Here is a 13073-nt window from a genome sequence, read left to right on the forward strand (position 1 = left end):
ACTACAGCAGGCCTGGATGATCAGCACCCGCCCCGCTGGAAAGCGAGTACCCTGGAGTGGAAATCGCACTAAGAAACTACTTTTTAAATACAACAATTTGCGAAGATCACCATTCCTTTAGAGGAGGTTCTGGAATGACAGAAATCCTTATTCAAAAAGCTTATAAGGAAGTAAAAAAATATAGAAATAAGGTTAAAAATGATCCTTACCGGCTGAACTATCATCTTATGCCGCCGGTTGGACTGCTGAATGATCCGAATGGGTTAATCCAATTTAAAGGTGTATATCATGTTTTCTACCAATGGAATCCGTTTGAAACGGCGCATGGAGCAAAATTTTGGGGTCATTATACGTCGGAAGATATGGTTTATTGGCGGGAGGAGCCAATTGCCTTGGCTCCAGATGAGTGGTATGACAAAAACGGCTGTTACTCTGGCAGTGCGGTAGAAGAGGATGGAAAACTGTACCTCTTTTACACAGGAAATGTGAAGAATGATGATGGAACCCGGGAAACGTATCAATGCCTTGCCGTGTCTGAAAATGGGATTCAATTTGAAAAGCTTGGTCCTGTGTTAAAGCTTCCCGAACAGTATACACCCCATTTTCGCGATCCGAAGGTTTGGAAGAAAGGTGACCACTGGTATATGGTTGTTGGCGCACAGACCTTGGATGAAAAAGGGATAGTAGCCTTGTTTCATTCTAATGACTTGTTTCATTGGGAGGAAGCGGGGACGATTGCCGGATCGGATATGAATGGCCTGAAGGACTTTGGATATATGTGGGAATGTCCGGATCTGATTCATTTAAATGGCAAAGATGTCTTATTGGTTTCGCCTCAGGGACTTAATCCAGACGGTGATTTTTATCAGAATTTATTCCAATCTGGTTATTTTATCGGGGAGCTGGATTATGAGCCATTGAAGTATCAGCATGGGTCATTTACTGAACTTGACCGCGGCTTTGACTTTTATGCACCGCAAACCTTTACAGATGAAATCGGGAGAACTATTTTATACGCCTGGATGGGGATTACCGATGAGATGGAAGCACATCAGCCAACCGTTGAGAATGGCTGGGTTCATGCCCTGACCATTCCAAGAGAATTAGAACTTCAGGGCGGGAAAGTTATTCAAAAACCAGTGGAAGAATTGAAAAAGCTTCGAAAAGATCAAGCTTTGGTGAAAAATAATGAATTTGAAGCTGTTTCAGCAGAATTAGTTATAGACTTCCAAAAAAATGGTCCATTTAAAATTACATTTCGAAATGAAGCATCCTTAAGTTATGATACCGGCAAACTTACGTTAAAAAGGAGAAATTTAAAGACGGGTGAGGCAGAATCAAGAACCTGCAAACTAGCTTCTGTTTCTAAGCTGCACATATTTATGGACCATTCCTCCTTGGAAATTTTTATCAATGGTGGTGAAGAGGTATTTACTGCGCGCTATTTTCCAGATTCCGAAAATGTGATAGTTAGCATTGAAGGAAAAGCAGAATTTACTTTGATTAAGTGGGATCTTGGTTAAGCGGAAGAAATATGGCAGATGAACGGCAAGCATTTGGGCACTATTGCATTATATAGACAAGAAGGATTTAAGCAGGTGGAGGCTCTCGCTTGTTATAACTATTATTTAAACTTTAAATGTCAAAAATCCCCCCTTTTTTTCTCAGAATAAGGGGGGATTTTTAGCAATACTCTATTTAATCGCCTTACTAACTCTCAATTTCTTCCCTTTAACCGTTGAATTCTCCATCGCTTGTAAAACGAGTGAGCCCTTTCCGTTCAGAATATCAACATACGACATTTGATCGTGGATGGTGATAATGCCGATATCTTCTGCGGTTACTCCAGGGATTTTTGCAATGGTTCCAACAAAGTCAACAGCGCGGATTTTCTTCTTTTTGCCGCCGTTGAAATGAAGCTTCATAATGTCTTGGTTGATTCGTGCTGTTTTATTGTTTCTTACAACCCGACGGCCGCTGAGTTTTTCTTCGAAAGCAGCTTTCCCGCCAGCGATTTCCTCTTCACTCGGAGCTTCTATAATAGGAATCTCAAAGCCGATGTATCTTTCAATGGCTTTAATAAACTTTTCTTCATAAGGTGTAGCAAACGTAATGGCTTTTCCTTTATTGCCGGCACGGCCTGTTCTTCCTGTTCGGTGCACATAGCTTTCTTTTTCCATTGGAACATCATAGTTGATGACGAGATTTACATTATCAATATCAATGCCTCTCGCAGCCACATCGGTGGCTACAAGGTAACGGAAGTTCCCCATTTTAAAGCCTTCCATAACAGCAAAACGGTCTTCTTGTTCAAGTCCGCCGTGAAGCTTCTCACAAGGATATCCGGCTTGATCAAGTTCGCTGAATAGCGTATCTACATGTTCTTTTGTCCGGCAGAATATGAGGCAGCTGTCTGGGTTTTCTGCAATCGTGATGTTCTTAAGAAGTGAGATTTTTTCTTCTTCAGTCACTTCAATTAAACCATGTTCAATTGTATCGGCTGTTACCCCATTTGATTCAATTTCAATATGAGCAGGATGATTCATATATTGATGACAAAGCTTCTCAATATCTGCAGGCAATGTAGCAGAAAACACCATAGTTACTCGGTTGGAAGGCAGCTCTTTAATGATCGCCTCCACTTCATCAATGAAACCTCTATTCAGCATCTCATCAGCTTCATCGATAATGAGGTACTTTATTTGATCCAGTTCAAGAGTTTCGCGGTCAATATGATCGAGAACCCGTCCAGGCGTGCCAACAACCACATGTGTTTTTTGCTTCAATTCATCCCTTTGTTTTGAGAAAGGTTCTTTTCCGTATACAGCTACTGCTTTAATGCGTTTAAACCTTCCAATGTTCGTCATGTCTTCGCGGACTTGAACGGCAAGTTCCCTCGTTGGAGTAAGAATAAGGGCTTGTGGTTTCTTTTCTTCCCATTCAACCATTTCGCAAAGAGGAATACCAAAGGAGGCAGTTTTTCCACTTCCAGTTTGGGCTTTTACGACAAGGTCTTGATTTTCTAATGCTAATGGAATGACTTTGCTTTGAACTTCTGTTGGATCTTCGTATTTTAAAACGGCTATTGCTCTATTTATTTCTTCACTCAGCTGATACTCCGCAAAACGGCTATTACTCATTTTTTAACCTCATTTTTTGTATTATTGTCATCTATATCATTCTCTTAAAGCCACAATATAATCTGAATATGATTCATTATACTTGAAAAAAGCAGGACAAAACCAAGAATTGCAGGCTGACAAGCCTAAAAGACGAGGACAGAGGCTTAGCTGCTATATCGTTCTTTCTCCTGTGCTGTGCCCATTGATGCGATGAAAGTAAAAAACGAGCAGAAATCGGACTGCTCGCTTTGCAAATAACGGTTTTTCCGCAGATATCTATTTTTCTCTATTCACAGACAACAACCTGCCGTGAAAATAGCGCCTTAATCCCTTTATTGGCAACACACCGGTCAACGATCGTAAAACCGGCTTTGGAAATCATCTCATCCATGTCTTCAATTGTGAGAATCACAACTCGATCTGCTATTCTTCTAGCGTTCTTGATGATCGTGAACAGTTCTTCCTCTGTCGCTCGGCAATAGAGGTTGTAAGGCATATCAATGATAGCCACATCATAATGACCTTCTTCGTCGGCAATGTCTTTTATCTTCACTGTTCCGTCAAAGTGAAATTGAGCGATATTTTCTCTGGATCCTTTTACGGCTAAAGGATTGCGGTCGGATCCAACAATAGGAATACCCATGGAGAGTGCTTCGACAAGAACCGTTCCAATTCCGCAGCAAGGATCGATTACGCTGACACCTGCTGGATCTGGAACCGCAATATTTACAACAGCTCTGGCTAGACGTGCGCTTATGGCTGTTGAGTATTCTTGAGGCTTCTTAACATGGTGCAGCCAAACATTCTCATTTTCCTGGTAAATGCCGAAATACCACAGCCCTTTAAACGGTACAATGCCGAAAAGGATATCAGGGTTTTTCATTTTCGCATCAGCATTGACATTCCAGCCAATTTCTCTTTCAATTTGCTGGCGTTCTGCGTATTCTATTTTACCCTCATCAGAAAGATCATTTATTTTCATAAAAATAACCTTAAAGGTTTGGCCGCCCAGTTCGAGCTGTGGAACCTGTTCAGAGATCTCTTGAACAGATTGGCCTGAGAAAAGAATGGAAAGTTTGCTTCTGATAAAAGGGCTTCTGTTTGGGTCTATGTTTTTAGTGCTGATTATAAGGTGGTCTGACTCTTCCCCGAAAATGGCTCGCTGCTCCAGTGCACAGAGCGATTTTTCTTCCCGGCCATGTGTATAGGCATATAGAAATTCTGTTGATTGCAAGTTAAATGTTGTCATGTTTGTTTTTAGCCCTTCTTGGTTCACTGATCAAATGCTATAAATCTATTATAGCCTATAAACTCTCTTGAAAACGAAAAAGGTCGTTATATCCTGTTTCCTTCTTTTGTCTGCAGCTGCTCAGCTCAGCCACAGTACGATTATTTTATGTTTTAAAAGGTACTGCTCAATCAAAAAGTTTAGATCAATGAAAAAAAGTGCAATATAGCACTGTACAAGAAATAATAGCGACTGGAGGAAATGGAATGATGAATCGTTTTGATGAAAAAGTAGTTATTATTACAGGTGCAGGGTCAGGCTTAGGCTATTCTTCTGCTTTGCAGATTGCAAAAGAAGGAGCGAAGCTTACGCTTGTTGATTTAAATGAAGCTTCATTAGAAGAAACAAAAAGCAAGATATTAGAAGTTGTGCCAAACGCAGAGATGCTTTTGATTACGGCGGATGTGGCTGATGAGAAAGCAGTTGAAAACTTTGTAAATGAAACCGTTCAAAAGTTTGGGAAGATTGATGGCTTCTTTAATAATGCTGGCATTGAAGGAAAACAAAATCTAACAGAGAATTATGGCAGTGATGAGTTTGAGAAAGTAGTAAGCGTCAACTTAAATGGTGTCTTCTACGGTATGAAATATGTATTAAAAGTCATGAAAGAACAAGGCTTTGGATCTGTTGTAAATACAGCTTCAGTTGGCGGTATTCGCGGAGTTGGAAACCAATCTGGATATGCAGCAAGTAAGCATGGTGTAGTGGGTTTAACTAGAAACTCAGGGATTGAATATGGCCAGTATGGAGTTACGGTCAAGGCGATTGCTCCTGGGGCAATCATGACACCAATGGTGGAAGGGTCATTGAAACAAATGGATCCTGTTAACTGGGAAGAGGTCGGAAAGCAATTTGTTCAGCCAAACCCAATGAAACGATTCGGTAAACCTGAAGAAGTGGGTTATTTAGTGGCATTCCTGCTATCTGATCAGGCTAACTTCATTAATGCAACGGTTATTCCCATTGATGGCGGACAATCTTATAAATATTAAATTGAAAAGTCCTGCTTCTCAAAAGAGAGAGCAGGACTTTTCTTATAAAAATATCAATTTAACCTTTGAAGTTATTATTATTTCAAATTCTCATTAGCAGCAACATCATCTGCCAGCTTTGAAGCTCCGTCTAAAATAGTTGGACCATACCCAAAGAATTGGTTGAAGTCGATTACCATAATCGCTTTGTTTTTGATGGCATTAATGCTCTGCAGTGCTTCATCGTTATAGAAGCTGTCAATTGTAGCTTGCGTATCAGGACCGCCTGCATAATGAGAAAGGATAAAGATGTCCGGATTAATTTCTACTAATTGTTCTACACTCACTGTTCCTTCACTATCAGCTAAAGCATTTGTTAGATTCAAGTTGTCAAGAATGTCAGCAATAAATGTATAGTCTCCACCTGGATCAGGGGAAATCTTGCCTTCACCGCCATCGAATACATATGCATATGTTAATGGCTTTTCACTGGCTTTTTCTTCAATCGCGCTCTGTTCTTCTTTTAGTTCACTGATATATTCTGCAGCAGCATCTTGAACGTTAAAAATTTGACCGATATCTTCAATATCTTTATATAAACTATCAAGCGTTCCACCAGTTAGACTGGCATGCTGTACAAATGTATTAATGCCTAGTTCATTTAAGCCGGTGATTGAACCAACACCCCATTCGGCATCCTGGAATAGTCCTGCACGTCCCATTACAAAGTCAGGGTCTGCGCCGACAACAAGTTCCTTGCTGGCATATCCTTCTGAAATGACAGGAATTTTTGCAAAGTCTTCAGCAATTTCAGGATCTGTTTCTCCATATAGTGCAGAGACCCCAACAATTTTGTCTGTTAATCCTAAGTGAACTAAAATTTCAGCCATTCCTTGTGTATTGGCTACTACTTTACTTGGTGCTTCCTCAAATGTTTGAGAATGTGTTTCATATGTAACGCCATCGGTTGTTAAATAGTTATCAATTGTAAGCGGGTACTGTGTTTCGTTTGAATCGGATGCAGCTGTTTCTTCTGTATTTGTCTCTTCTTCTGTGTTTGAGCTATCAGCTGAATTTGATTGCTCCGGATTTGAGCAGCCAACTAACAGGAATAAAACGAATGCGAACACTAACCATGAGAATTTTTTCATATTTCCTCCACCTTTTGAGTTTTATAGTTTGAAAGGCTAATTGACAATGATAATCTTTCTCGATTAGTATAGAGGAAGAGATTCATTTTGACAATCTTTTCTTTTGGAGGAAATGAAAGTGGACCATCATTCAAGCAAAGGCTTTGTGCAATCAAAAACGTTTTTGGCAATGATCTATTCTGGCGCTATTATCATTCTTTTATTATCTATTGTGATGGGCGTTTCACTAGGACAAGTGGATATCCCTTTCTCAGAATCATTTAGAATATTAGTTCATAAAATGTTTGGCGGTGGAGAAATCGAAAATGGATCCAGTGTTAATATCATATGGAGCATACGGTTTCCGCGTGTTTTAATGGCTTTGCTTGTAGGAGCTGCTCTGGCACTTTGTGGTGCGATTATGCAGGCGACTGTCCAAAATCCTCTAGCTGACCCATATATTCTGGGGATTTCTTCAGGAGCCACTTTAGGTGCAACATTCGCCGTACTGATTGGTTTTGGTGCAGGCACGATCTTTTCTCAGTTTGGTTTAGCATTTGGTGCGTTTGCGGGAGCACTTCTTGCCAGCGTCTTTGTCCTTACCTTCTCGAGCATAGGCGGGAAGATGACTTCCGTTAAATTAGTACTAATGGGAATGGTGATTAATGCTCTATTTTCCGCGTTTTCAAACTTTATTATTTATATTGCCAATAATGCTGAGGGCATCCGGACGATTACTTTTTGGAGCATGGGAAGCCTTGCCAGTGCTCGCTGGAGTGAAATACCGCTTCTCACAATCATCGTACTAATAGGGATTATTTATTTTCTTATTCAATCAAGGAATTTAAATACGATGCTGCTTGGAGATGAAGCAGCCGTTACTCTGGGCATCAATTTAAGTACATACAGAAGAATTTATATGACCATTACGGCGATTTTAACTGGAATTACGGTTGCCTCTGTAGGAATGGTTGGATTTGTCGGACTGATCATTCCACATTTAATTAGAAGTATTGTCGGTTCTGATCATCGAAAACTGCTTCCGGCTGCCATTTTATTTGGATCTATTTTTCTCATCTGGGCAGATATTTTTGCCCGAATCATTTTGCCATCAGTGGAATTGCCGATCGGCGTTGTCACCGCCATGATTGGTGCGCCAATGTTTATGTACATGCTGATTAAAAAAGGATATGGATTCGGAGGGAATTAAATTGAATCTGCAGGTTGAAAACATTTCAATTGAAATTGGGAAAAAGCAAATTGTTGATGACATCTCACTTCGTGTAAACAGCGAGCAATTCGTTGGTATTCTTGGTCCAAATGGGTGCGGTAAATCAACCCTGCTCAAAAGCATCTATAAGGTTTTATCACCAAATAAAGGGTACGTAAAGCTTGGTGAAATGGATGTACTAAAGGAGAAGTCGAAGAAAATTGCTAAACATATAGGCGTAGTAGGTCAATTCAATGAAATCAGCTTTGATTTTACAGTGGAACAAATGGTGATGATGGGCAGGACGCCTCATAAAAAACTATTAGATTCTGAAGCAAAAAAAGATCATGAAATGGTAGAGCAGGCGTTAAAAACAGTAAATCTATTAGCTTATAAGAATCGCAGTTTCTTAACATTATCGGGCGGAGAAAAACAAAGGGTTATCCTGGCACGGGTATTAGCTCAAGAACCAAAGTTTTTAATTTTAGATGAACCGACCAATCATTTAGATGTTAAATATCAGATTGAAATCATCAAAATGGTCAAGCAGATCAATATCGGTACGTTAGCTGCACTGCATGATTTAACGTTAGCTGGATCGTATTGTGATTATTTATATTTACTGAAAAATGGATCGGTCGTCACTTATGGAAAGCCGGAAGAGGTTCTTACAAAGGAGAATATTGAATTTGTTTTTGATGTTAAGTGTGAAATTTATCAAAATCCTGTAACTGGCCATATTGGTATAGCTTATTTATAGGTTTTAGAAAAGGCGAAGCAAGGACAATCATTTCCTTACTTCGCTTTTAAATAGTGCGATCCGTTATTCCTGCCAGTTTGTATGAAAGCTGCCTTCTAAATCATGTCTTTCATAAGTATGAGCACCGAAATAATCACGCTGTGCCTGGATCATGCTTGCATTGGAAGTCCCTGTCCGGTAGCTATCGTAATAGGTGAGGGAGGCACCTAAGCTTGGGAATGAGATGCCAGATTGAATACCCTCACAAACGACTTTTCTCATGTTCCTTTGATACTCTTTTGTTTTCTCAGCAAAATAGGGAGAGATTAATAAATTGGTTAGACTGGAATTCCCTTCATATGCTTCACTTATGATATTTAAAAATTCGGCGCGGATGATGCAGCCGCCGCGGAAAATAAGCGCAATATCCTTTAATGGCAAGTTCCAGCCGTACTGCTCTGAAGTCATTTTATATTGAGTGAACCCTTGGGCGTAAGCACATATTTTTCCCATATATAAAGCTTGTCTGACATGTTCAATCCAAACCTCTTTATCCAGCTCCTGCAGCTCTATGTCAGGAAGAGACAAAATGGTTTCGGCAGTCATTCGTTCTTCTTTTAAAGAAGAGAGGTAACGAGCGAATAGCGATTCTGTAATGATCGAGTTTGGAATTCCATGATCGATCGCTTGAATGCTTGTCCATTTGCCGGTTCCTTTTTGCCCGGCTTTATCAAGGATCACCTGTATTAGCGGCAAGCCGGTCACATCATCTTTTTTTCGTAAAATATCAGCGGTAATTTCAATTAGATAGCTTTTTAGTTCTCCCTCATTCCAGGATTCGAAAATATCAGCAATTTCATCAACAGATAACCCTAACCGATTTTTTAAAAAAGTATAAGCCTCGGTGATGAGCTGCATGTCTGCATACTCAATCCCGTTATGTACCATTTTGACAAAATGGCCGGCCCCTTTAGGGCCCATATAGGCACAGCAAGGTGTACCATCAACCTGTGCAGCGATTTTCGTCAGAATAGGGGCGACTTGTTCATAAGCCTCACGATCTCCGCCAGGCATAATGGAAGGACCTGTTCGAGCTCCTTCTGCGCCGCCTGAAATGCCAATTCCTAAGTATCTGATTCCTTTTCCTTGCAGTTCATCATATCTGCGTTCTGTATCTTCATAATGAGAGTTGCCGCCGTCCATGATGATATCTCCTTCCTCCAGAAAAGGAGTTAAGCTTGCAATGACCTCATCAATCGCTCTGCCTGCTGTTACCATCAAGAAAACCTTCCGCGGTTTTTCTAAAGATTGTACAAAAGCTTCAATGTTATAGAAGGGACGAATGGTTTGTCCTTCTAGCTTTTCCATAAGCTGATCCGTTAGGTCACTTGTATAATTATAAACACCTACTGGTTCTCCCTTATCCGCCATATTCAGGGCAAGATTACCGCCCATAACACCTAAACCGATCACACCAATTGTATTCAACATAGCTACTGCTCCTTTTTCTTGATGACTAGGCAGTAACATCTGCAAATAGTTACTGCCAAAATAAGCTTTATACTAAAATTATTTCTATTTTCACTGTGCACTATGAGGAGGTTATGAAAAAACCTTTTACTGAGGTTTTATTAAGCCTCTCTGATATTGGGCAATACGCGTATAATCCTCTTCTAATACTTTGGACAAGCTGATAAATATCGGAATCAATTGTCTGTATTCCTTTGATGCCTCTTCCATAGGTGTATGTTTAAAGGTGCTGCCAACCATATCAGAAACACGCTCAAATGAGTCAATTTTTCCTGTCGCATATAAGCCTAAAAGACATGCACCAAGACATGAGCTTTCGTAGCTTTCTGGCACCGCTACTTCTGTTCCAAAGATGTCGGCCATCATTTGTCTCCAAACTTCTGAGCGTGCAAATCCGCCTGTTGCCTGAATGCGGGTAACCGGGCTATCCATACATGCTGTGAGTGCCAAAAAGACAGTATATAGATTGTAAACAACCCCTTCTAAGGCTGCTCGAATCATATGTTCTTTTTTATGTGATAGTGTTAAACCGAAGAATGATCCGCGCACATCGGGATTCCATAAGGGAGCACGTTCACCTGCAAGGTATGGATGGAATAAGAGACCATCTGCCCCTGGTCTTACTCGTTCTGCAATCTTCGTTAATACATCGTAAGGATCAATGCCCAGCCTTTTCGCCGTTTCAACTTCTGATGCTGCAAGCTCATCCCGAATCCAGCGCAGAACCATGCCGCCATTATTGACCGGTCCGCCAATGACCCAATGCTTCTCCGTTAAGGCATAACAGAAGATTCGTTCTCTATCATCTGTTTTCGGCTTATCAATAATCGTCCGGATGGCACCGCTTGTCCCAATCGTGACCGCAATTTCCCCTTTTCGGATTGCGTTGACACCGAGATTTGAGAGAACTCCGTCACTGGCCCCAATGACAAAAGGAGTCTCAGGATCAATCCCCATTTGTTTCGCTAGAGCTGGATCACAGCCTTTAAAAATTTTAGTCGTTGGCACGAGTTCTGATAACTGAGCAGATGTGATGCCAGCAACCTCTAATGCTTCTTGATCCCAATCGAGTTTTTCAAGATTCATCAAGCCCATGCACGATGCAATCGAATGATCGACAGCATACTGATCAAAGAGTCTTTTAAAAATATATTCTTTAATGCCGATGTATTTTTTCGTTCCCAGAGCAATTTCAGGATGTTCATGGACCAGCCAGGCTATTTTGCTTAAAGGTGACATAGGGTGAATTGGCGTCCCGGTTCGTTTATAAATGGCATGACCATTTAACTCATTCTTAATTCTATGAGCCCATGCTTCACTGCGGTTGTCTGCCCACGTAATGACAGGCGTAAGGGGCTCGTCATTTTTATCCATTGCGATGACACTGTGCATGGCACTGCTAAAAGAGATAAACGATAGCTTCTTATCATTGTGCTGCTTCATAATATTCGAAACAGCTTGCAGTACAGCTTTAAAGATTTCATCCGGATCCTGTTCAGCTGTTGTTATATCTGGAGTGTATAGTGGGTATCCAATATTTTCAGCTTGAATAACTTGCCCGTATTCACTAAATAAAACGGTTTTGGTGCTAGTGGTGCCGATATCAATTCCTAGCATATAGGTAGTCACCTTTTTGCTCACCTCAATTTCTCTAATTCAATAGAAAAGGCGAAAAATGAACTTACACTTTTTCGCCTTTTCTCAGTTTATTTATTGTTTAGTGTAACTCAGGCCAGTAGCCTTTATTTGCTTCAATTAGATCATCCAGTATTTCTTTTGCTACTTTTGCACTTGGCACTGTTTTTGAAAGTGTTAGAGCCTGCCATAATTTCTGATAGCTGCCTTCAATATACGCTTCAACGACTAATTTTTCAACCGTCACCTGCTGATACATTAAGGCTCTCTGGAATTCAGGAATCTTACCTTGGCTTAGTGGCTCTGGGCCGTTGCTTCCTACGATACATGGAACCTCAACCATTGCGTCATCATCAAAGTTTGCGATGGTTCCATTGTTTTCTACGATCAGAAGCATTCTTTCATGTGTATTGAAGGCAATCGCACGAGCTAGATCGACAACAAAGGTAGCGTGAGCACCCATTTCAAATTCACAGCCTTCAGAAGTTCCATTTTCAATGATTGTTTTTGCCATAGAGAAGACGGTCTTTTCTCTGCCAGCAATGACTTCATTTGCTCTTGTGTGATCTGGGTTTGAATGCTCCACCACATAATCAGGATATAAATAGTATTTTAAATACGTGTTTGGCAAGAATCTTGGATCTACTGCTAATAGATCTTTTGCTTTCTTATGTGTATCCTGCCAGCTTGCATCTGTATGCTGTGTGTCCACTTCTTTTTGCGTCAGATAGCCATGTTCAGCCACATAATCACGAATTGCCGGTAAATATTCATTGCCTTCTTTATCTTTGATGCTTGTCCACCAGCCAAAGTGGTTCAATCCGAAATAGCGGACTTCTAAATCCTGTGGCTCTTTGTCAATGATATGTGAGATTCTGCGCAGTGTTCCTACAGGCATATCACAGATGTTCAATACCTTTGAATTCGGGCGAAGAACGCGGCAAGCTTCTGCTACAATCGCCGCAGGGTTTGAATAGTTCAGCATCCAGCAGTCTGGTGAATATTTCTCCATTAAATCAATCATCTCAATCATATCACCGATGCTTCTCATTCCGTAAGCAATTCCGCCAGGACCGCAAGTTTCTTGGCCAAGAACACCATGTTTTAATGGGATTTTTTCATCTTTCTCTCGCATTTCATATTTTCCAGTGCGAATGTGTGCAAAGCAGAAGTCTACATCCGTGAAGGCTTCCTCTGGATCTGTTGTAAAACTGAACTCAATATCCGGTGCTTTTTCTCTCATCACAATGTCCAGTGCATCCCCAAGCATAGCCTGTCTTTCACCATCATTGTCATATAGTTTTAACGTGCGAAGGGGAAAACGATCCAGATTATCTAATAGCATCATAACAATCCCTGGTGTATAAGTACTTCCTCCGCCTGCGATGACAACTGAAAATTTCTTCATGTATCTCCATTCCCTTCTGATTTTAATAGGTTCTTTTCTG

The 13073-nt window shown here is 40.7% G+C and carries 10 protein-coding genes; 4 read left to right on the plus strand and 6 right to left on the minus strand.

The features are described from left to right. Positions 1-134: 134 nt before the first annotated feature. Positions 135-1523, plus strand: a complete 1389-nt coding sequence (locus A6754_RS01450) for a sucrose-6-phosphate hydrolase (protein WP_066442008.1) — start codon at positions 135-137, stop codon at positions 1521-1523. A 171-nt stretch (positions 1524-1694) separates the two neighbouring features. On the opposite strand, the gene A6754_RS01455 is transcribed toward A6754_RS01450, so the two are convergent. Next, positions 1695-3140: a DEAD/DEAH box helicase gene (locus A6754_RS01455; RefSeq protein WP_066442010.1), complete on the minus strand. Its 1446-nt coding sequence runs from the start codon at positions 3138-3140 to the stop codon at positions 1695-1697. 268 nt (positions 3141-3408) lie between these two features. Beyond that, complete coding sequence (locus A6754_RS01460; protein ID WP_066442012.1) at positions 3409-4371, minus strand: TRM11 family SAM-dependent methyltransferase; 963 nt, start codon at positions 4369-4371, stop codon at positions 3409-3411. A 248-nt stretch (positions 4372-4619) separates the two neighbouring features. Here A6754_RS01460 and A6754_RS01465 point away from each other — a divergent pair, with 248 nt between their 5' ends. After that, positions 4620-5402 carry an SDR family oxidoreductase gene (locus tag A6754_RS01465; RefSeq protein WP_066451247.1) on the plus strand — a complete coding sequence of 261 codons (783 nt, stop codon included), beginning with the start codon at positions 4620-4622 and terminating at the stop codon, positions 5400-5402. A 77-nt stretch (positions 5403-5479) separates the two neighbouring features. Here A6754_RS01465 and A6754_RS01470 read toward each other — a convergent pair whose 3' ends face one another. Then, a complete protein-coding gene (locus tag A6754_RS01470) occupies positions 5480-6532 on the minus strand; it encodes an ABC transporter substrate-binding protein (protein WP_066442013.1) in 1053 nt (350 codons plus the stop codon). A 112-nt stretch (positions 6533-6644) separates the two neighbouring features. On the opposite strand from A6754_RS01470, the gene A6754_RS01475 reads away from it, so the two are divergent. Continuing rightward, positions 6645-7721, plus strand: coding sequence for a FecCD family ABC transporter permease (locus A6754_RS01475; protein WP_066442014.1), 1077 nt, complete (start codon positions 6645-6647; stop codon positions 7719-7721). A gap of 1 nt (position 7722) precedes the next feature. Continuing rightward, entirely contained in the window at positions 7723-8481 is a 759-nt protein-coding gene (locus tag A6754_RS01480) for an ABC transporter ATP-binding protein (protein WP_066442015.1), read from the plus strand. Positions 8482-8544: 63 nt separating this feature from the next. On the opposite strand, the gene gnd is transcribed toward A6754_RS01480, so the two are convergent. The 3 genes from gnd to A6754_RS01495 all read right to left on the minus strand — a co-directional run bounded on the left by gnd (position 8545) and on the right by A6754_RS01495 (position 13033). Continuing rightward, positions 8545-9951, minus strand: a complete 1407-nt coding sequence (gnd, locus tag A6754_RS01485) for a decarboxylating NADP(+)-dependent phosphogluconate dehydrogenase (protein ID WP_066442017.1) — start codon at positions 9949-9951, stop codon at positions 8545-8547. 126 nt (positions 9952-10077) lie between these two features. Next, entirely contained in the window at positions 10078-11619 is a 1542-nt protein-coding gene (gene gntK / locus A6754_RS01490; RefSeq protein ID WP_066442018.1) for a gluconokinase, read from the minus strand. A gap of 88 nt (positions 11620-11707) precedes the next feature. Next, on the minus strand, positions 11708-13033 hold the full coding sequence (locus tag A6754_RS01495) for a 6-phospho-alpha-glucosidase (protein ID WP_066442019.1): 1326 nt from the start codon (positions 13031-13033) through the stop codon (positions 11708-11710). Between the last annotated feature and the right edge of the window lie 40 nt (positions 13034-13073).

Origin of the sequence: Cytobacillus gottheilii (assembly GCF_001636345.1) — a bacterium.
Classification (GTDB): Bacteria; Bacillota; Bacilli; order Bacillales; family Cytobacillaceae; genus Cytobacillus; species Cytobacillus gottheilii.